Source organism: Xenorhabdus sp. TH1 (assembly GCF_037260955.1).
GTDB classification, from domain to species: Bacteria; Pseudomonadota; Gammaproteobacteria; order Enterobacterales; family Enterobacteriaceae; genus Xenorhabdus; species Xenorhabdus griffiniae.
In genome coordinates, this window is sequence record NZ_CP147734.1 from 1793731 (window position 1) to 1815545 (window position 21815).

The following is a 21815-nucleotide window of genomic DNA, read 5'->3' on the forward strand; positions in this document are numbered from 1 at the left end:
GCGGTGAGGGAGTGGCATGAAAATGAAATGCTTCGATTATGCAACATTACCAAGGGTGCAATGGTCTGGAGGGGAAGGCGAAACGAGGGATATTGTTTGCTGGCCTGTGTCTGATGATTTTGCCTGGAGAGCTTGTTTTACGACTGTCCATCAAAGTGGGGTATTGGGGCAATTCCCTGATGTTGAATGTTCAATCATTTTATTAAAAGGAAAGGGTATCCGCTTAACCAGTCCAGGTTTTCTGGAACACGAATTGGTGAAAAAGATGACCCCATTTAATTTTTCAGGCGATATTTTGGCCCATGCGGAATTAATGGATGGCCCTGTTCAGTGTTTCAATATCATGACTCGCCGTTCATGTTGGGCTTCTGAGGTTTCTGTGATTTCTGATGAACGTTTACTGCCAACATCACACAGTGGTGTACTTTATGTTTTAAAAGGGCGTTGGGAAATGACAGGCGCGAATTGTGTCCAGCTTGCTTTTGGTCAAGGTGCGTGGTGGTTACCGGATATACGGGAAGGGGTAATTAAGCCATTGATTGCGGATAGTAAACTTTTGTGGATTGACTTACGTCCGATTGGATAAATGGGATAATCATTGAAAATTAATATAATCAATGGCCTGCTATAAAGCAGGCCGTTGATTTTTATGTGATTAAAAAAAATTATTTAAAATTTTGGTTAAAAAAACTTACCTAAAAATGAAAAATAACTAAAAGAGTATAATCTTAATCTATAGGTATATAACGGTAAAAGTAATATACCCAAGATGAATCGCCATCAAGGTAACAAAAATTATGAAAACTCAATTCACACTCCGGTAAGGTTATTAATAATTATGAAAAAAATCTTGATAGCTACTCCATTATTGACCTTTTCTTTTGGGATTATGGCAGAACCTGCTTTATCACAATTGGATTGGTACGATGGCAGCGTATCTTTTGTGCTTGGACTTGGTTGGTTAAAAGGAGAATCTAACGAACATCTCTATGGATATTCCAAAGATCCAAAATACAAAAGTAGTCAATTGAATTGGAAAATTGGCGACGTTCTAATTGCCAGAGGCAAAGTTTCTTGGGATCCACTTGATAGGCTAACTGTGAGTGCGGGAGGTTGGGTTAGGTTATCGTCACGCAATAGCAAAATGGTTGATTACGATTGGCTCGATGTCAACCAGAGTCATTGGACCCATTGGTCATCCAGCCCAGATACTTCTCTAAACGATGCCAATGAATTTGATTTAAATGCCGCAGGTTGGTTAATTAAACAATCCAATTACAAATTAGGGGCGGTATTGGGTTATCAAGAAACACGTTTCAGTTGGACGTCACATGGTGGTCATTATGTCTATAATAATGGCGCTGATATCGGAGAATTTCCCGCCGGGATGGCTGGCGTTGGCTATAAACAAAAATATAGCCTGCCTTATATTGGGTTAACCGGGCAGTACCGTTATCAGGATTTTGAATTTAACCTTTTACTAAAATATAGCCCGTGGGTAAAAGCCTGGGGTAACGATGAACACTATATGCGTCGTTTAACGCTTCCTCAGCGATCTGATAAGGTGCGTTATTTTGGTGCTAGTATAGATGCCGGTTATTATTTAACTCAAAATACGAAGGTATATACAGCATTTACCTGGAATAAATATCGCGAAGGTAAAGGTCAAACTAGGCTCATCTATTATGATGCTGACTACACCGAAGATTTAGGTGATAATTCTGTCGGAATTGAAAACCGAAATTACAGTATTGATCTTGGATTACAGTACCATTTTTAATTTTCTTATAATGAAATCACTGACAGTTACCATTGTTGCAGTATCTGTCAGTTTAAAAAAACAGGCCAACTCTTACAGTTCAGTGAAATATCGCCTCACAATCTCCCTGCCAATTTCCATCGAAGCCGTGGCGGCCGGTGAAGGTGCATTGCAGACATGCAGTGAACGGCGGCCTTTCACAAAGTGAAAATCATCCACTAATTTACCATCAGCGGTGAGTGCTTGCGCACGTACACCGGCTGGACCTGGTGTGATATCTTCCGGCTGCAAATCAGGAATAAGCTGGCGGGCATTTTCGGTAAAAAGTTGGCGAGAAAAAGAACGCCGCATTTCTGCCATGCCTTCACAGAAATAACGTGTGGCGATGTTCCAAAATCCTTTGTAAGTCAGTACCTCTGCTAAATCCCGTAAATTAAAATCTGTTTTGTTATATCCCTCACGCTTAAATGCTAATACTGCATTCGGGCCAACATCGCGTTTGCCATTGTGCATCCGCGTAAAGTGAACGCCGAGGAAAGGGAAATCAGGGTTAGGTACGGGATAAATCAGATGATTAACCAGATAATTTTTACTGCTGTCCAGCACATAATATTCACCGCGGAAAGGAACGATCTTCATATCTGTCTTATAGCCCGCTAACCTGGCAATTCTGTCACTGTGCAGTCCAGCACAATTCACCAGCCATTTTGCCTGATAATGGGTTTGCTGAGTTTGTACCTCAACATAATCACCATGTTCATGAATACCCTGGACTTGCTGTTGATAATAAATATCCCCCCCTTGGGTTTGAATAATTTCAGCCAGTTTGGCTGCAATTTCTGGGTAATTCACAATCCCTGCATCCGGCACCAATATCGCTTCAAGGCCGTTGACATAAGGCTCGCGCTCTTTCAATTGGGCTTGCGAAAGATGGCTGACGTCAAGGCCATTTTTCAAGCCTCGCTGGTAGATATTTTCCAGCAAGGGAAGCTCCTTGAGTTGTGTGGCGACAATCACCTTACCGCAACGGTCGTAATATAAGCCATGCTGCTGACAGAACTCATATATCGTACGGTTGCCTTGTTTCGCCAGTCGAGCTTTTAAACTGCCGGGTGTGTAATAAATGCCGGAGTGCACAACGTTACTATTATGGCCGCTTTGATGTACAGCTACGCCATTTTCTTTATCTAATATCAGCAAGCGTAAGTGTGGATGCTGTTCCTGTAAGGCATTAGCGGTGCCAAGCCCGACCAATCCCGCACCAATAACAATCACATCATACATTTTTAGGGGGTTCCTCATTATGCTTGTTTTTTACACGTTCCAATTTATTGCGTAAGAAATGCAGGGTTCCTGCCACGATAATCAGTACTATTCCGGCCAGGTCTGTGAGTATCCCTGGTTTGATTAATAGGATCGCGGCAATGGCGAAGAGAATTCTTTCTAGCCAATGGGTTTTGTACATCCAGAAATTAGCACTGGCAACAGAAAGTGAATAGATGCCAATCAGTGCAGTCAGGATCATATAGCTAATGGAGAGGAAGTTTAAATCATCACCTTGCATCAATAAGGCCGGGTTGTACACCAAAATAAAGGGAATGATAAAACCGGGCAGAGCCAGATAAACCGCGCTCCATGAAGTTTGTATTGGATCTGCACGGGCAATGCTGGCAGCCGTGTAACTGGCGAGTGCGACAGGTGGCGTAATATTGGAAAGTGCACCAAACCAGAAAACAAAGAAGTGAGCCGCTAAGGGTAAAACGCCTGCTTTGATTAATATCGGTGACACCGTCACGGCAACAACAATATACAAGGCAGTCGAAGGCAGCCCCATACTGAGGACGATACAAACTACCATGACAACCAGCAGGATCATCCATAGGGTATTGTTGGTCAGGGAGACGATATTGAAAGCGAGGGTCGATCCAATACCTGTCATGGTGACAACACAGATAATAACGCCAATGGCTGCACAGGCGACAGTCACCTGAATAGCCCCGCGAGCCGCTTCATTCAGAGCCGCCGCGATTTTCTTGGGAGTCATGCGAACGGTAGTATCGGGTGTGATCCAACTTGCAATAATAATCGCGATAATACCGAGGAAACCGGCATAAATCGGTGTTTTCCCGGTCAATAGGGTTCCAATCACAATAAAGAGTGGCAGCAATAATAGGCCACGGGCTTTGAGTACCGCTTTGACTTGGGGAATATTTTCCTTGCTGACACCTTTCAATCCTTGTTTTTTGGCTTCCAGATCAATAGCAATAATCAGGGCGGCATAATAGAGCAGTGCTGGAATAATGGCGGCAATTACAATCGTGGTGTAAGAAATGCCCAGGAAACCCGCCATGATAAATGCGGCTGCCCCCATAATCGGTGGCATGATCATGCCGCCTGTTGATGCCGCGGCTTCGACAGCGCCGGCAAAACGGGGAGACAAGCCGATATTTTTCATCAGGGGAATGGTGAAGGTTCCGGTTGTAGCAACGTTGGCGACAGCACTGCCACTCAGTGAACCCGTCAGGGCAGAGGAGATGACCGCAACCTGGGCAGGGCCACCACGACGGCGTCCAGTCATTGCCATAGCGAGGTCATTGAACAATGCCGTCGCGCCGCTGGCACTTAAGAATGCACCAAACAAGATAAAAACAATAATAGCTGTTGATGCTGTAGATAGGGTAATGCCGAAAATGCCTTCACTGGTCATAAATAAGCGGAATAACAGACGTTCAAGTGAAAATCCGGCATGACCGAAAATACCCACGAAATAATTACCGAATAGGGCGTAGATGATGGCAAAAAGGGAGATACCCGGTATGAAATAGCCGGTTGTACGCCTTGCTGCTTCAAAGAGTACAGCGATGCCAATGACGGACATGACATAATCTGTGGTATTAGGCATGCTGTTGCGTACAACATGCAAGTCAGTGTAAGTAAAATAAAAGTACCCATAGCTGACTAATGTGAGCAGAATAAACAGGTAATCCCAATAATTAAATTTGGCTGTTGCATGACGTTTGGAAATCGGAAACAGAATAAAGCCCAATACCAGAATGCCAGCGAGAAATGTTGCATTACGATAAAATTCCTGCGTATTGGATAACGCGTTGGAATAGATAGCATAAAGGGAAATAGCGATGGCAAGTATTATCGTGATCTTCGAATAGAAACCGCGTAATTGGCGGTTGCCTGATCCTGCTTCTTTATCCTGCTCCATTGTGGATGGCGTTACATTATCAGTGTTCATAGCGACTCCATAATATTATGGTCAATAACATGCTGGGAAAATTAAGTTAGGCCTTATGATTTCCGGTCAAAAATCAGTGTTGGTTGTTTGTCGATTTAAGTTCTGGTGGCACAAGATAGTCAGGAATATTCAGGCCAATTTCGCGATAATACCGGTATGCCCCAAGATGTAATGGTACGGAAACACCTTTCAATGCGTTTTCAGGCAGAATGTATTTTGCGGAGCTATGGATCTGATGGACTTCCTTCTGGTTTTCAAACATCACTTTTGTTAATTCATAGATGGTTTTTTCATCTATTTTGCGGGTTGTCATCAGAATATTGGGTTGTGCAATCGTGTGGATAGGCTGTTTTTGGCGTGGATAAGTTTCTGGTTTTATGATGAAGCGAAACCATGAGTTGGCAATAGCGTTAATCTTTTTCAGTTGTTCATCTGTCACATTGAGAATGCGGGCAGGAACACCACTGGCATACATATCGGTGACTGCTGAAGCGGGGACACCCGCAGGTAAGGCGCCGCCATCAAGACGGCCGTCCCGCATGGCTGAAACGGTATCGCCATAGCCGAGATATTCTGGGTGAATCTTTTGTTTGCTGAGATTGACACCTTGCAGAATAATCAGGGTAGATTGTTCAGTACCACTGGCTTGAGGTCCTACAGAAAAACGTGTTCCGGCAATATCGTTTAGCGTGCCATCCTTGACCTTATCGTCGACTAAAACAAAGTGTTCAACATTTGGCCAAAGAACAGAGATAGAACGCAGATCCTGATAAGGATGGTTTTTGAAACTTCGGACACCTTGATAGGCCTCGACAGCAATTAAACTCTGTAAAATCGCGAGTTGGGCTTCATTTTTTTGGAGTAGATCAATATTTTCAATCGAACCGGCTGAAGATTGCCCTGTAACCTGAATATTTTCCTGTTTTAGATGGTGACTCCAGACATTGGCCAGGCCGACTCCCATTGGATAGTAAGTTCCGCCTGTAGAAGCTGTAGCAACGGAGAGAAAACGTTTATTGGCATTTTCTATTTTGCCTGTTATGGCCATGATGACCAGAGCAATGACAGCAATAGCTGTCAATAGGCGCTTTACTTGTGTGGAAGCCATATTCTTTATCGTCATAATGTGGTTACCAGATGAGTTGTGTAATAAATGTTAAATATTTGCATTCACTTGTATACAACATTACTTATCTGGTTCAGAGTTTGATGTTGAAAATTTGTGATAGGTGTTTTGTATACCTAAAAAATAGGCAAAAAATATACAATCACTGATAGATTTTAAGTGAGAGAAGCGCACTATATATATTGCAGAGAATAAAGAAATCAGGTTTTATAAATAAAACTTATATTAACGTTAAGGCAATCTCAATTCAGTCGATCAGTCGAAATTTCTAACATTTCTTTAAACCAATCTGTTATTGACTCTTGAGGAGATAAATAATGGTTACTCCACATCAGCATATTCATCACCATAATATCCGAACCCGTTATGCCAATATATCGGTAATAGATACTGGTGGTAGTGGATTACCCGTTCTATTAATTCATGGTAATTCAAGTTGTAAAGAAATATTTCGTCACCAAATTAACCAGTTAAAAGGGAAGTATCGGGTTTTGGTGTTAGATTTGCCAGGGCATGGTTCATCATCTAATGCCAGTGATCCACGTCAGGCATATTCAATGCCTGGTTATGCACATACGGTTATTGAGGTATTAGAAAAAATAGGTATTAACAAAGTGGTGGTATTTGGTTGGTCATTAGGTGGACATATTGGGTTAGAAATGTTGGCGTTGTTCCCTAAGATGATTGGCTTAATGATTTGCGGTACGCCGCCAGTATCCGTCGGTGCAGATAATGTAGCGCTTGGCTTCCGTCCTGGTTTGGGACTCGCCGGCAAGGCGGAATTTACTGAGGAGGATATCAAAATTTTTGTATCTGATACCTATGGTGTTAATACCCCTCATGAGCCTTTTATGATTGAAGCCGTGATAAGAACCGAGGGATTGGCACGGCAGTATATGTTTGAGGCTTTTCTTTCCCCCCAAGCAACAGATCAAAAGTTATTGGCCGAAACCAGCCAAATCCCGTTAGCGATTGTTAATGGGGCAGATGATCCCTATATTAATTTTGACTATATTAATGGTCTAAGTTACCGAAATCTTTGGAGAGGGAAAGTAGTTAATTTAGTGGGAGTTGGTCATGCCCCGTTCTGGGAAACACCGGAATTATTTAATTCTATCTTAATTGAATTCCTTAAGGATTTTCAATGAAATCAAATGTGGTAACTCATTGATTATGACAAATAATAGCGGGAGACTTTTATTACATGTTTATTTAATAAAACACGTAAAAGTGCTCCCTCTATTATATTTTATAATGACATATCTTCACTGTTATCTCTATTCTAACTTCAGTTTTTTACTGTCACAACAAAATTCAGGCTAGAATATGATTAAATAAAAACAAGAATATCTTTGTTTTTTTACAGTGTCATACTAAGTTATTGTTACAAGCAAAATAGCTTAGCGGCTTTAAGTTTAACACTACTATCAGGTATTAAATTACAATAACCGTCGCATGTTGCCTTTACATCGTCATTAAAAAGCTTACAGAAGAACGCATTTGCGTTAGTTGTAATGATTGTTCCTACGAATAATGAGAGTATACAAGCAGCTAATTTTCTTTTCATGATCTGTACCTCATAGAATTAGGGGTTAACATGAATAAAAGCATAACGATAAATTATGTATAAACAGAGTTGACATTAGAACTAGTATTGACGTCAACATGCTCATTTTTACAAGTGTTCCGTGTTTTTTACTATTGATTTTTTTATTGCATTGATATTTTATTTACGATTTTTTAACAATTTGTTTTTTATTATTTTATGGGGAAAATGAGTGCAAAAGAGATAAGAAAATTATTTTGGATGAATTTATTTATTAAATAACGTTAAGGAAATGTTTTATTTCTTTTGTGATAATTTATGATGTTACTTTTTCATTTTGATTAAATGATTTTGGAAGGGATAATAATCCACTTGGTATACACCCAATGAATTTTAAGTTGTAGCTTGCAAGTCAATGTAATTTTTTATATCTCCCCGCGTAGCGGGGAGATATAAGGCGCATCTTGAAAGGCGATTGGTATAGAAAATAAATCAACAGTTAGAAAAATGCGGATAAATGTTTTTTCAGTCGTTGAATGTCTTGAGAAATTTGTGGGTTTTTTATCACATCATAACAAGCAAATGTGGGTATTGGAGACATACCTAAAAACTGGTTTGCCTTATGGAAAGGGTGGTAAACACTGTCAATGCCTTTTCCTTCAAAAAATTGTTTGGGATCTTCAAATGACTCCAGTGGCGCATTCCAAGTTACCGAAAACATATAAGCCTTGCCTTGTATCAGGCCACCTGAACCATATTTTTTGGTAGGATCATCACGGGTTCGCCCATCATTCTTATACAAAGTACCGCGGCCAGTCTGGAAAACCTCATCGACATATTTCTTTAAAATCCACGGTGCTTCCATCCACCAACCCGGCATTTGGTAAATAATACGATCCGCCCAAAGAAATTTATCCACCTCTGCGGGAATGTCATAACCTTTATCCACATGTGTTACCTGAACTTTGTGACCGCTCTCTGTCAGGTGCGCTTTGATAACTTCGGTTAAGACATTATTCAGCTCTCCTTTCGATTCATCAAAAATTTTGGCTGAATTGATAACTAAAATATGACCCATAATAATCCTCTGTTTTATTCTTTTGATAAACTGAGGATTATCTTAGAACTGGTTTTGATTGAATGTATGCCTATTTATTGTCAATTATTGCCCAATGCTCCAGCAATATCTATTTTATTCTCCTGGTGGGTTAGCCGAAACCGTTTCATATCTCGGCGGGGAGATTCACCAAAAAGACGGCTATATTCACGATTGAATTGGGAAGTGCTTTCATAGCCAACCTGAAAGGCGGTTGTTGTCACATTGTGGTGTTGGGTCAATAATATGCGCCTTGCTTCGTGTAAACGCAGCCATTTTTGGTATTGTAATGGGCTCATAGAAGTGACGGCCTTAAAGTGATGATGAAAAGAAGAAAGACTCATTTTGGCGATTTTGGCCAGTTGTTCGACTTTAACCGGATCAGCAAAGTGTTCTTTTAGCCATTGAATCGCATGGCTGATTTGATGGCTTGGGCTTTCTTGGGTCGCCATTTGTTGTAAACGTCCTCCCAACTCACTTTTCAGTAACCGATAGATGATTTCTTTATATATTAGAGGAAAAAGGGCGGGAATATCTTCCGGTGTATTTAATATAGCCAATAGACGATTAAAACAGACCAAAAGATCTGTTGTAGCAGAAGTCACGGCCAATCCACATGTATCCTGAGTTTGCTGCTTTATCGTGACCTTATTTTCAACCATTAATCTTGATACTTCCTGAATATTCAGTTTTAACATCAAAGCAAAAAAGGGTTTTTCTTTGGATGCGGTGCAAATCTGGGTAATGGTGGGGATATTTGTTGAAGTCACTAAGAGTTGTTGGGGATCGCAACAATATGAGCGATCACCAATCGTTACCCGCTTCGTCCCTTGGGCAATAACCATAATACTGGGATCATAGAGCCAACTAACTGGTTCGATTGGCTGTTCCAAATAGCAGAGTGTCAATTGAGGAATTGCTGTTTTTGCAGCGTGTGTATTGGGGGACGCTAACTTGGCTACTTTGCCAGCCAGTTTCTGTAGCTGGATTTCAATTTCTGTTCTATCGGGTTGTTGATTCGAGACACTCATTGTTCATTTCCTTACTTATACATACCAATCTAACTTCAAGATGCCTATGATTTCTCCCGCGAAGCGGGGAGAAATCAGGTTTCATATCGTGTTGTAAATGGCAACTTGAAGTTTAATGCGTATCAAAGCCATGATTATTAGTGTGTTATGCAGCATATCCCTGAAAGGCAAATCATAAAAATAAAAAAATCCACGCAATGGCGTGGATTTTAATGAGTTTGTCAGCCTTCACGAATCACCCTGAGAGGCTGTGAAACAACAAAAGCAAATTAGACGTTAAACAAGAAGTTCATCACATCGCCGTCTTTAACGATATAATCTTTCCCTTCAGCTCGCATCTTGCCCGCTTCTTTCGCCCCTTGTTCACCTTTGTAAGTGATGAAATCCTCAAACGAAATAGTTTGGGCACGGATAAAGCCCTTTTCAAAATCAGTATGGATTTTACCCGCCGCTTGTGGGGCGGTTGCACCCACTGGGATCGTCCAGGCACGAACTTCTTTCACGCCCGCAGTAAAGTAGGTTTGCAGGTTCAGCAATTGGTAGCCTGCACGAATAACACGGTTCAAACCTGGCTCTTCCAGACCTAATTCCGCCATAAATTCTTCGCGGTCAGCGTCTTCCAACTCAGCGATATCGGCTTCAATCGCTGCACAAACGGGAACAACAACGGAGCCTTCTTTTTCAGCAATGGCGCGAACGGTATCAAGGTGCGGGTTATTTTCGAAACCGTCTTCATTGACGTTGGCAATATACATGGTTGGTTTCAAAGTCAGGAAGCTCAGATAACGAATAATCGCTTTCTCTTCCGCACTCAGGTTTAAAGCGCGCAGCATACCCGCTTGTTCAAGGTGTGGAAGGCATTTTTCTAAGACTTCCAGTTCTGCTTTAGCGTCCTTATCACCACCTTTGGCTTTCTTCTGTATACGATGGATAGCACGCTCGCAGGTGTCCAGATCCGACAGCGCCAGTTCTGTATTGATAACTTCAATATCAGAGGCAGGATCAACCTGACCAGAAACGTGGACAATGTTGTCGTTTTCAAAGCAGCGTACTACATGGCCGATTGCTTCTGTTTCACGGATGTTGGTCAGGAATTGGTTACCTAAGCCTTCACCCTTTGAAGCACCTTTTACCAGACCGGCAATATCGACGAACTCCATAGTAGTTGGCAGGGTGCGTTGTGGTTTAACAATCTCAGCCAACTGTTCGAGACGTGGATCTGGCATCGGCACAACACCTGTGTTTGGTTCGATAGTGCAGAACGGGAAGTTTGCTGCTTCGATACCTGCTTTGGTCAGCGCATTGAATAATGTAGATTTCCCAACGTTAGGCAGGCCAACGATACCGCATTTGAATCCCATATATTTATCACCTTAAATCACTTATATACGTATTAAACTTCAAGTTGCCATTTACAACATTCTATGAAACTTAATTTCACCCCGCGGAGCGGGGAGAAATTACTCGCATCTTGAAGTTAGATTGGTATAAACCAACAAGAATAAGCTTGTCGGTCAGTTTACAAAATTGGCGCTATTATACACGCAATAGCCCGATCCGCCATGCACTCCCGGTTAAGCGCTGGCTTTAAAGGCATGTAGGCGATTAATTGCCTTGTTCATGCCATCTTTAATCAGGATGTCAGTACAGCGCAACGCTTCATCTATGGCATCGTCAATCAGTTTTTGTTCGCTGGCAGGCGGCTTGCCAAGGACAAAGCCTACGACTTTGTTTTTATCGCCTGGATGGCCAATACCGATACGCAGACGGTGGAAGTTAGGGTTATTTCCGAATTTGTTCTGAATGTCTTTTAGGCCATTATGACCGCCATTGCTGCCACCCAGTTTCATTTTTGCTACCCCAGGCGGCAGATCCAGCTCGTCATGTGCAACCAAGATTTCATCCGGCTGAATACGATAAAATCCAGCCAGGGCAAGAACGGATTTACCACTAAGGTTCATGAAAGTGGTGGGTACCAGTAAACGAATATCCTGCCCATTCATGTTGATACGGGCAGTATAGCCAAAAAATTTACTCTCTTCTTTCAGAGATTGGTTATGGCGTTGCGCTAACAAGTCGACAAACCATGCTCCAGCATTATGTCTGGTCTGTGCATATTCAGCTCCAGGATTTGCCAGGCCAACGATTAATTTTATGTTACTCACGGTTTAATTTCGCTTATTGGAAATAGAACAAAAAGGGGATTAGTTTACCTACCTCAAGGCTTGAGTACAAAATTCATTTAACAAAGGTTATTGTGATGGAATGTAAAAAATCAGGCTTAAATTTGTACAGCTTGTGATCACCACCGCAATAACCTTTCATATAATAAGGCTATAATTAATTTTAAAGAAGATATCTACTTTCGTGCTTTTGCGTTCGTTGCATTTGCAAATTAGCGTTCACAAAAAGTATTGGAGGTTGGCCATGAGACGTAAAAAGGCTTTTATTTTTGGTAATATTCTTATGGGAGCAGGAATGGCGGCAATGTTCATTAGTTTAGCCTATCTATTGCTTAGCCATATCTTCAATTTTGGCCTTTCTGAGATTTTGATAAGCCTCTCATTAATGGGGTTGTTTGTTGGCGCATTTATTTGGTTGGTAGGAGCCAGTGTTGGCGGCCGAGAACAGGTTACTGATAAGTATTGGTGGTTGAAGAATTACGATGAACGTTGTTGCCGTAAAAAACATCGACATTTGTGATTATTATTTTAAATAAGGCGGTAACCATTACCGCCTTATCCTTATTAGTTATGTTCAGTGTATACCCATCTCACATCAAGATGCATATTGTTTCTCCCCGCGAAGCGAGGAGAAACAATGATTATAATGAGCAACTTGAAAGGTAACACGTAGATTAAAAATTGACATTGAAACCGAGGTTGAAATAGTAGTCATGATTCGGTTCATTATCATTTTTTTCATGTGAGACGGCGGCAAATGCGTGAAAATTATTGGTCAGATTGGCATTAATACCGACTGTATATTGGATATGATCTCTATTCTGTTTCTCTCCCGGTTGAACGAAACTTGTTTTGGTCGCATTGATTGCGCTACGAAGAGTATAGCGTTCGTCATCGAATTGATGATTGAACAGGATAGAGGCATAAGGATTGAAGCGGCCTAGCTTAGTATCTACTCGCCAGCCCACCGAGCCAACTTTGGAATGATAGCGTTGATCCGCAAAGTGCATGGAAGTGCTGTTGTTACCTGTTTCACGATAGCCGTCAATATCCCCTTTGTCCCAGGCATATTGGATAATTGGGCTGGTGGTCAGATAGTGAGTAATGGGAATATCCCAGCCTGCTGTAATCCGCCAACCCCACTGTTTTCCCATCGTTGAACCTGATTCCCTGCGAATGGCTTGACCAAGCTGAATGGAACGTGACAGATTGTCATAATTGGTACGTGAATAATGGACATCACCGTTCAGCCATCCATTACCATAGTAGTTCCAGAGTGTGTAAGCGGTTATGACATGACCTGTAGCCGCATAGCTGAAATTAGGTGTTGCATTTTGTTCATCTTTATAACGTGAAATTGTGGCTCCCAAAATTAAATTATCCGTCAGTTGATAATCGCTACCCAATGTGAGGGTATTATTGTGATTGCCGGTATAACCCCCGAATACACCAACTTTACCTTTGGCCTGATGATCATTGCGAAGCTGTTGTAGGTGACCGTCAAGTGAGCTTAGCGCAGTTGTGGTTGGGGTACGGTTGATGTGGTTCAATGCCATCACTTGTAAAGGGGCGTTGTAGATAGACATGATGTACTGGCCAATGACTTTGTGTGCGTAAGGGGTTGGGTGGAGGTCATCGGAAAATAAGTAGGGTTGGCTCTTATCAAATCCAGGCTGGGAAGAAGAACACAGATCAGCCCTCGTACCTTGTGGACAGGCATAACCAAGGGTATTAGCAATACCATAAATGGTCGGATTTTCAATAACCTCCCTTAAGAGATGATTGACATCGGCACGCAGGATATTGCCGTGAATGAGTTGATTCTCTTCGTTTTGGTTAAATTCGTCGGAAAATTGGGAAGCAATTTTGCTGGTATTATCATAAGCATCAAGTAATTGGCGGTAAATTTCTTTCGCGGCTTCTGGATCTTGGGGAGAAGCACCCTCAGCAATCTTTTTAAAAACGCCCTGGAGGATTTTATTTCTGATTTCCTTATTCGGTGTGGGGTATTTATTGATGGCTTCGTGGGCTTGTTTCAGAATTTGGGCGATTTTGTCATCGGGTATTTTGCTTTTTTTTAAAGCGCCTTGAAGCACGGCTTCCATAATTTTGGGGGTTGTCCCAACATCAGGGACATTAGGCACAATAATTAACCCTGCGCCAGCCTTAATGAGTTGATTGATCTGCGATGCTGCGGATGCAGAACTATCATTGATACGATGTTGCGCTGCTTTTTCATCGCCCTTCGCTAAATCTTGCAGAGCGTCCTTTACATCATTGCCGCCTATCCAATGTATGTACAAACCATTCGGATCAGCCCGTCCAGAGTGTGCTTTCAAATAGTCATCAAGCTGTTTCTTTGTTGGGTGTGCAAAATAATCCCAGAAAGGATCACCAGAACCGTTAGCGGTTGCTCCTCCATACGCATAATTGGTTCCACCTTCCTCAGAGGGTATTATTTTTTTGCCAGTAAGGTTTCGGGCTATGTATTCATCATATAGCTCAGCGTCTTTGCCATCTGTTGTAAATCTGCCGATATTCCCGCCATCACTTAAGCTATCCCCGAAAACATATACATTGTTATAGGCATAAGCATTTGTCATGAGGTTAACGAATAGTGCAGTGGTGGCTGATACTAAAAAGAGTGCTTTCTTCATGTAGTTCTCCTGAAAAAACAGCGCATTATTTTCATGCCAGCCAAAACACCTTGATTTAAAAAGGCACTTGCTCATTTTTCTTGGGTTAATGGCTGATTCTCTGATTATTTCAGTTCGATACTACTTGCAATTGCATATACAAAAATTAAACAGAACGTTAACGTTTGTGTGATAATTAACAAAAACGCAAGGCAGTCATTTTGCCTTGCGTCCCTGAATAAATGTTTTCTTAGAAACTTGCGTTGATACCTAAGCTGAAATTGTAGCTAGGATCTTGGCTATTGCCGTCATTGCGGGTAACGGAAGCAAATCCGCGTAGGTTATTGATCAGGTTTGCGTTCACGCCGATTGTATATTGACGCCAGTTTGTGCTCTGTTTACCACTTTCCTGCACAAAGGAAGTTTTGGTGGAGTTAATGGCACTGCTCAGTTTGTAGCTTGTATCACCAAATTGGTGATTAAACTGGACAGAAGCGTAAGGATTGAAACGACCTAATTTAGTATCTATGCGCCAACCCAGGGTGCCAACTTTAGAAGTGTAGTCTTGATCACTAAAATGCATGGAAGTGTTATTGTTACCGGATTCACGGTAGCCATCAACTTCACCTTTATCCCAGGCATACTGGATGATTGGGCTGGTGGTCAGATAGTGAGTAACAGGAATATCCCAACCAGCGGTAATGCGTGCGCCCCATTGTTTACCTGTGGTAGAACCGGTTTCCCTGCGCGTCGCTTCGCCAAGCTGGATGGTACGAGTCAGGCTATCATAGTTAGTGCGTGAATAATGGAAGTCACCGCTTAACCAACCATTGTTGTAATAGTTCCACAATGTATACGCTGTCAAAACATGACCACGGCCTGCATAAGAGAAGTCAGCAATCGGTGAGCGCTCCTCTTTATAGTTAGAGTACATTGCACCCAATAGCAGGTTATCTATCAGCTGATAATCGCTACCCAGTGTAAAGGTTTTATCTTGGTTACCCGTGTAGCCACCAAAGACACCGACTTTACCTTGTTCGTTGCCACCGTTACGCAGTTGTTGCAGATGACCATCAAGGGAAGAGAGGGCACTTTTCACTGGTGCGCGGTTGACTTGATTCAATGTCATTACCTGTGATGGGGCATTATAAATAGAGGTAATGTATTGTCCCATTATCTTGTGTCCCAACGGGGTTGGGTGGAAAGAATCAGAGAATAAAAATTCTTTGTCTTTAGTAAAGTTGGGATCCTTGGAAGAGCATTGAGCCGCGCTTTTACCTTGCTCGCAAGCATAACCCAATGTATTTTGGATGCCATAAATCATAGGGTTAGCGATCACTTCACGTAATAATCCATTGATATCGGCACGCAAGATATTACCGTTTCCTTCGCTAATCAATTTGTCGACTAGCTCATTATATATATCAGTGAGTTTTGTAGCCCCTTGACTTGCATCATCATAGGCAGCGAGAAGTTTTTCATAGGTTTCTGTAGCCTTGGCGGCGTTATCTGGATACGATTTTTCTGCAATTGTTCTCAGTGTCCCTTCAAGCACTTGACGGCGGTAATCACTATTAGGAGTAAGATATGTATTAATGCCATCATGAACTAATTTCAAAGTGTCATTGATTTTTTGTTCGATGGGTTTTTTTTGGTCTTCAGGTAGATTGTTATAAACTTCAGGATCTTTAATACCTTTAGATTCTAAAGTCTGGCGAATGATAGCTTGACTAAGTAATGTTTCTAAAAATCTAGGGGTAGTGCTCACATCAGGAACGGTTGGAGCAATAACTAATCCAGCACCTTGTTTGATAAGTTGATTGATTTGATTTGCGGCTGCGGTAGCGCTGGTGATGACAATGTCAGTGGCAACTTTTTGAGCTTGTAGTGGATTTTTTTCTTTCGCTGCCTCTTCCAAAGCTTTGGCAAGGTCGTTACCCCCTATCCAATGAATATAGATGCCGTTAGGATCAGCTTTTCCATTATGAGCATTAAGATAGTTATCTACCTGATCTTGCGTATTAAAACCGTCTTTACTGTATTGTTTAAGAGCCGTCGCACCACCTTGGGCATAATTAGTGCCACCATCTTTGGATGGTGTTGGCTTAATATTCATAATGTTTTGAGAGAATTCTTCAAGATATAACGGATTATCTTCTCCATCTGACATATATCGCCCTATATTCCCACCATCGCTCAGGCTATCCCCCCCACCGACATAGACTTGATCATAAGCATGAGCATTAGAAATAGCATTAATTGAAAGCGCTAGCAGTGCAGGTGTAAATAAAAATGCCTTTTTCATTGGCACTCTCCTTAAAAAGTAGTTTTTTCTATTAATCAACAGCTTGTCTTTAGAAAAGCGGGTTTTTGGGCAAAAAGCATCCCGCAACTCTTCCTCAGTAGGTTAGAGATGTTGATATGTTTAATATTGAGATAAACCCATATAAGACAGCTGACTTATTGGTAACGGCTGCCTACGATTAATTATGGTTTCAGGTTATTGAACTTCCATGTTGCATTGCATCTTTTTATGAAAAATGTGATCTTAAAAAATTTAACGCCTAAGTGCGTACATAAAATAGCCAACCGAAAAATTATCTCTTTCATTCCTGGATATTGGTAGCTTATCTATTAGGATAATTTATTTTTTTAGAGAAGAAATAATACCTGTTTTCAGATACTGTTGTGTGATGTAAAGAAATAAAACCAATTCCATTAAGCGTGCGACAGGTTAGCAGTAACTATTCAATGACACCAGTATTGTTAGAGTGTTAGGAACTGGACGTACCAGATGGATTGAAATGTTTATGGGATATTAACATTAGATTATATGGTTATTTAATCGTTTTATTTTATTGGGTGAAATTTAAGGCATTAGATTAACATTTTGATATTTTTAATTATTTTTTAGATAATAATATTTTAATTGTTATTAATTCAAAGAGAAAACATTAGCTAAATATATTAAAAAAACAGAAAACCCCGCTGCTGCAAATGCAGCAACGGGGTTTTTCAAGCAATGATTTATTTAATCACTTGAATAAGTTAGCGTTTAATATTGACGCTAAAACTTAAACATTAATGCTCAAACATCGCAGAGATTGATTCTTCATTGCTGATACGGCGAATGGCTTCAGCCAGCATACCAGACAGTGTCAAAGTACGAACTTTGTTCAACGCCTTAATCTCATCAGACAGAGGAATTGTGTCACAGACCACAAATTCATCGATCACTGAGTTTTTGATGTTTTCCACTGCATTGCCAGAGAAAATAGGGTGGGTTGCATAAGCAAACACCCGTTTCGCTCCGCGCTCTTTCAATGCCTCAGCCGCTTTGCACAGTGTGCCACCTGTATCGATCATGTCATCGACCAGAACGCAATCACGGCCAGCAACATCGCCAATAATATGCATCACCTGAGAAACGTTTGCACGTGGGCGACGTTTATCGATGATAGCCATATCTGTATCGTTCAACAGCTTAGCAATCGCACGGGCGCGAACAACACCACCGATATCTGGCGAGACAACAATGGGGTTTTCCAGTTCTTTCTGGAGCATATCTTCCAGAAGGATTGGGCTACCAAATACATTATCAACCGGGACATCAAAGAAACCTTGGATCTGCTCGGCGTGTAGGTCAACAGTGAGAACACGGTCTACACCAACGCTGGACAGAAAATCAGCAACAACTTTTGCAGTGATAGGTACACGTGCCGAACGGACACGGCGATCCTGACGGGCATAACCGAAGTAAGGAATAACAGCGGTAATACGGCCGGCAGAAGCACGACGTAGCGCATCGACCATAACCACTAATTCCATCAGGTTGTCGTTGGTGGGGGCACAGGTAGACTGGATGATGAAAACATCACCACCGCGTACATTTTCATTGATTTGAACACTAACTTCACCGTCGCTGAAACGACCGACAGCAGCATCTCCCAAGTTAGTATATAGGCGGTTGGCAACACGTTGTGCTAGTTCAGGTGTGGCATTACCAGCAAAAAGCTTCATATCGGGCACGAGAAAAACCTCAGGCTTGCGTCCAGAGAGATATTGTTGACCAATCAAACAAATATGCTCATTGGTTCAATAACATGGGTATCCCAGAGCGGAATGTATGCAATGGAGAAATGTTAACGCCACGCGCAACAAAACTCTGCATCCACTCTGGAGTTTCATTTAACACCTTACGGGCCGATGCTTCTGATTCGAACTCGCCGAAAACACATGCACCGGTTCCAGTCAGGCGTGACGGTGCGTATTCTAACAGCCATAAAAGAAGCTGTTCAACCTTACGAAAACGTTTTCTTGCGATTGGTTCACAATCATTTGCAAATGGGGCCTGTAATAATGCGGGTAGAGAGCGAATCGGAGAATTTCTTTTTAATTCAGGATCAGTAAAAATTGTTGGGGTTGATATTTCAATTCCAGGGTGAGCAACCAAAAACCATTTTTCTTCCGGTGAAGCAGGCTGGAGTTTTTCTCCAATGCCTTCGGCAAAAGCGGCGTGGCCTTTGACAAAGACAGGAACGTCTGCCCCCAGGCATACACCAAGCTGTGCTAATTCATCATCGGACAGATTGGCTTGCCAATGGTGATTGAGGGCAATCAATACCGTCGCGGCATTGGAAGAACCACCCCCTAAACCTCCGCCCATTGGCAGACATTTATCAACGCGAATATCGGCTCCCAAATGTTCGGTGACAGATTGAATATTCGCATTAAGATTCGGTACGGCACGTTTTTGTAATAGATGGTTTTGCAACAACCGGGCTGCCCGCACGATTAAATTGTCATCATGGGCTACGCCTGCAACCGGAGTCAGCAAGCGGATTTGGTTATCTTGACGTGGGGAGATGGTGATTTCATCGCCATAATCTAAAAATTGAAACAGTGTTTGCAGTTCGTGGTAGCCGTCAGGCCGCTGCCCTGTTATATACAAAAATAAATTCAATTTTGCCGGAGAAGGCCAGGTTAAAGTCATTATTGAATCGTCCAATTATCCATCTTTAATTTTATACGGTTGTTCCCTTGTGTCAGTTCCAGTCGAGTAGGTAAAGCTGGCGTGATCGTTGTATCGTATCCTTGATAATTTACGCGCCAAATCTCCCCATTTTTTTTGTCACTAACGGATTTAAGCAGGTAATTTGTATCCAACTGAAAATCTTTGGCACTACCGGGTAGACCGATAATCCAGCTTCGTAGATTATCCAGAGGAATATTCATATTGGTCAGTTGGTAAATCAAAGATTCGGGTTTATCACTGAGATATTTTTTACCATTATTGTCAGTGACCTGAATCATATTTGGTTCGACGAATAATTCCAATTCTGTTGTACCCAATGGATTGAGCAACAGTAACTTATAATTGTCAGAGGAATATTGTTGCCAGAAAAATCGGGCGTACACTTTTTTTTCATCGGCCAGATAAGCGAAAGAACCTCGGGTTTGGTAATGCCCTAATTTTTGCAGTTGCTGTTCACGGGCGTGCCATTGTGGTGTATCCGCTGATCCCGTGCCCATAGGGGGTTGTGTGACTGTACAGGCAGTCAGTAAAACGCCGGAGAGGGGAAGTAAGCGAAAAAAAACAGACATTTTCATACGGTAACCCTTGGTGGTAAGCGAGTTTAGCATTTTGGCGATTATAAATATGGCAATATTTATATAACAACTTAAAGTATGCTCTCCCGAAACTATAATCATAGAAGGTAATTTAGCGAAAGTTCGCTGAGAATTCTCGAATAAAATTATCGCATAATCACCTGATTGACTTTTATTGAACTGATGCATCAAGTAGAATGCTCGACCAATGAGAGTCCTTATGAAGGGTGTGAGTTTATGAGAATAATTATCAATATCATCATAGTCTTGCTTCCCGTGATAACTCAATGTAGTTAAGATGACTTTATTAGCACTCGGTATCAACCATAGAACAGCGCCTGTTTCTTTACGTGAGCGGGTGGCTTTTTCTCCTGACACGCTAGGATTAGCGCTTGATGACTTGCTCCAGCAACCCCTGGTGCGAGGTGGCGTCGTACTGTCTACCTGCAACCGTACAGAGCTTTATCTCAGCGTTGAACAGCAGGGTAATTTAAAAGAACAGTTAATTAATTGGTTATGCAAATATCATCAGCTTAACCCTGATGATTTGACAGGTAGCCTCTATTGGCATTTAGACAATGAGGCCGTCAGCCATTTGATGCGAGTTGCAAGCGGCCTGGATTCCCTGGTATTGGGGGAACCGCAGATTTTGGGACAGGTGAAAAAGGCTTTTTCTGAGTCGCAAAATTATCATTCTTTGTCGAGTGAACTGGAACGCTTATTCCAAAAATCTTTCTCGGTGGCTAAGCGGATCAGAACAGAAACCGAAATTGGCGCCAATGCCGTTTCTGTCGCATTTGCGGCCTGTACACTTGCACGGCAAATTTTCGAATCCCTTTCCCAACTGAATATCCTGCTGGTGGGCGCGGGGGAAACGATTGAACTGGTTGCCCGTCATCTAAAAGAGCATGGCGTAAACCACATGATGATCGCCAACCGGACAAAAGAGCGGGCACAGATGCTTGCCAGTGAAGTCAATGCCGAAGTCATTTCCCTGCCGGATATCGATACCCGATTGGCTGAAGCGGATATTGTCATTAGCTCCACGGCCAGCCCATTGCCGATCATTGGCAAAGGTATGGTCGAAAGGGCATTGAAATTACGTCGTAACCAACCCATGTTGCTGATTGACATTGCCGTTCCTCGCGATATTGAACCAGATGTGGAAAAATTGAGTGATGTTTATCTGTACAGCGTGGATGATTTACAGGCTATCATTCAGCAAAATCTTGCCCAACGTAAAGCTGCGGCAGTGGTTGCGGAAGGGATTGTGCAACAAGAAAGCAGCCATTTCATGGATTGGTTGCGTTCTCAAGGCGCTGTTAATACAATTCGCGAATATCGAGAGCAGGCAGAGAAAATTAGGGCTGAGATGACGGCAAAGGCATTGATGTCCATAAGGCAGGGTGCTGATGCTGAACAGATCATTAACCAATTGACCTACCAGTTGACGAATCGTCTGATCCATACACCGACTAAATCTCTCCAACAGGCTGCCAGTGATGGCGATTTGGAACGCCTGAATCTATTACGGGACAGCCTTGGGCTGGATCATAACTAACCCTATTCTTAATAAGGTCT

17 protein-coding genes are annotated in these 21815 nt (G+C 42.1%); 5 read left to right on the forward strand and 12 right to left on the reverse strand.

Annotated features, from left to right (window positions below; translation table 11 throughout):
* Nucleotides 1-16 precede the first annotated feature (16 nt).
* On the forward strand, nucleotides 17-586 hold the full coding sequence (locus tag WDV74_RS08020; RefSeq protein ID WP_338885439.1) for a HutD family protein: 570 nt from the start codon (nucleotides 17-19) through the stop codon (nucleotides 584-586).
* A 252-nt stretch (nucleotides 587-838) separates the two neighbouring features.
* The gene (locus WDV74_RS08025) at nucleotides 839-1780 is read left to right on the forward strand and encodes an omptin family outer membrane protease (protein ID WP_338885440.1); all 942 of its coding nucleotides are present in this window, start codon (nucleotides 839-841) and stop codon (nucleotides 1778-1780) included.
* A 72-nt stretch (nucleotides 1781-1852) separates the two neighbouring features.
* On the opposite strand, the gene lhgO is transcribed toward WDV74_RS08025, so the two are convergent.
* From lhgO to WDV74_RS08040, 3 genes are all read right to left on the reverse strand, one after another.
* Nucleotides 1853-3043 (reverse strand): L-2-hydroxyglutarate oxidase, encoded by a 1191-nt coding sequence (lhgO, locus tag WDV74_RS08030; protein WP_338885441.1) that lies wholly within the window; start codon nucleotides 3041-3043, stop codon nucleotides 1853-1855.
* Nucleotides 3036-5006 (reverse strand): TRAP transporter permease, encoded by a 1971-nt coding sequence (locus WDV74_RS08035; protein ID WP_338885443.1) that lies wholly within the window; start codon nucleotides 5004-5006, stop codon nucleotides 3036-3038. The genes lhgO and WDV74_RS08035 overlap by 8 nt, the downstream gene beginning before the upstream one ends.
* A gap of 73 nt (nucleotides 5007-5079) precedes the next feature.
* A complete protein-coding gene (locus tag WDV74_RS08040) occupies nucleotides 5080-6114 on the reverse strand; it encodes a TAXI family TRAP transporter solute-binding subunit (RefSeq protein ID WP_338885560.1) in 1035 nt (344 codons plus the stop codon).
* 335 nt (nucleotides 6115-6449) lie between these two features.
* Here WDV74_RS08040 and WDV74_RS08045 point away from each other — a divergent pair, with 335 nt between their 5' ends.
* A complete protein-coding gene (locus WDV74_RS08045; RefSeq protein ID WP_338885444.1) occupies nucleotides 6450-7280 on the forward strand; it encodes an alpha/beta hydrolase in 831 nt (276 codons plus the stop codon).
* A gap of 897 nt (nucleotides 7281-8177) precedes the next feature.
* Here the strand turns inward: WDV74_RS08045 and WDV74_RS08050 are convergent.
* The 4 genes from WDV74_RS08050 to pth form a co-directional block, all read right to left on the reverse strand.
* Nucleotides 8178-8756, reverse strand: a complete 579-nt coding sequence (locus WDV74_RS08050; RefSeq protein WP_338885445.1) for an NAD(P)H-dependent oxidoreductase — start codon at nucleotides 8754-8756, stop codon at nucleotides 8178-8180.
* An 80-nt stretch (nucleotides 8757-8836) separates the two neighbouring features.
* Nucleotides 8837-9805, reverse strand: coding sequence for an AraC family transcriptional regulator (locus WDV74_RS08055; protein ID WP_338885446.1), 969 nt, complete (start codon nucleotides 9803-9805; stop codon nucleotides 8837-8839).
* Between the two features lie 269 nt (nucleotides 9806-10074).
* Nucleotides 10075-11166, reverse strand: coding sequence for a redox-regulated ATPase YchF (gene ychF / locus WDV74_RS08060; protein ID WP_099132307.1), 1092 nt, complete (start codon nucleotides 11164-11166; stop codon nucleotides 10075-10077).
* Nucleotides 11167-11379: 213 nt separating this feature from the next.
* Entirely contained in the window at nucleotides 11380-11970 is a 591-nt protein-coding gene (gene pth / locus WDV74_RS08065; RefSeq protein ID WP_338885447.1) for an aminoacyl-tRNA hydrolase, read from the reverse strand.
* Nucleotides 11971-12232: 262 nt separating this feature from the next.
* Between pth and ychH the strand changes: the two genes are divergently transcribed.
* The gene (ychH, locus tag WDV74_RS08070) at nucleotides 12233-12508 is read left to right on the forward strand and encodes a stress-induced protein YchH (RefSeq protein WP_338885448.1); all 276 of its coding nucleotides are present in this window, start codon (nucleotides 12233-12235) and stop codon (nucleotides 12506-12508) included.
* A 154-nt stretch (nucleotides 12509-12662) separates the two neighbouring features.
* On the opposite strand, the gene WDV74_RS08075 is transcribed toward ychH, so the two are convergent.
* From WDV74_RS08075 to lolB, 5 genes are all read right to left on the reverse strand, one after another.
* Complete coding sequence (locus tag WDV74_RS08075) at nucleotides 12663-14645, reverse strand: autotransporter domain-containing protein (RefSeq protein WP_338885449.1); 1983 nt, start codon at nucleotides 14643-14645, stop codon at nucleotides 12663-12665.
* A 229-nt stretch (nucleotides 14646-14874) separates the two neighbouring features.
* Nucleotides 14875-16929 carry an autotransporter domain-containing protein gene (locus WDV74_RS08080; protein ID WP_338885450.1) on the reverse strand — a complete coding sequence of 685 codons (2055 nt, stop codon included), beginning with the start codon at nucleotides 16927-16929 and terminating at the stop codon, nucleotides 14875-14877.
* 776 nt (nucleotides 16930-17705) lie between these two features.
* Entirely contained in the window at nucleotides 17706-18653 is a 948-nt protein-coding gene (gene prs / locus WDV74_RS08085; protein WP_120211349.1) for a ribose-phosphate diphosphokinase, read from the reverse strand.
* 58 nt (nucleotides 18654-18711) lie between these two features.
* The gene (ispE, locus tag WDV74_RS08090; RefSeq protein ID WP_338885451.1) at nucleotides 18712-19617 is read right to left on the reverse strand and encodes a 4-(cytidine 5'-diphospho)-2-C-methyl-D-erythritol kinase; all 906 of its coding nucleotides are present in this window, start codon (nucleotides 19615-19617) and stop codon (nucleotides 18712-18714) included.
* Nucleotides 19617-20234, reverse strand: a complete 618-nt coding sequence (gene lolB / locus WDV74_RS08095; protein ID WP_338885452.1) for a lipoprotein insertase outer membrane protein LolB — start codon at nucleotides 20232-20234, stop codon at nucleotides 19617-19619. The genes ispE and lolB overlap by 1 nt, the downstream gene beginning before the upstream one ends.
* A 298-nt stretch (nucleotides 20235-20532) precedes the next feature.
* Between lolB and hemA the strand changes: the two genes are divergently transcribed.
* The gene (gene hemA, locus WDV74_RS08100) at nucleotides 20533-21795 is read left to right on the forward strand and encodes a glutamyl-tRNA reductase (protein ID WP_338885453.1); all 1263 of its coding nucleotides are present in this window, start codon (nucleotides 20533-20535) and stop codon (nucleotides 21793-21795) included.
* Nucleotides 21796-21815 lie beyond the last annotated feature (20 nt).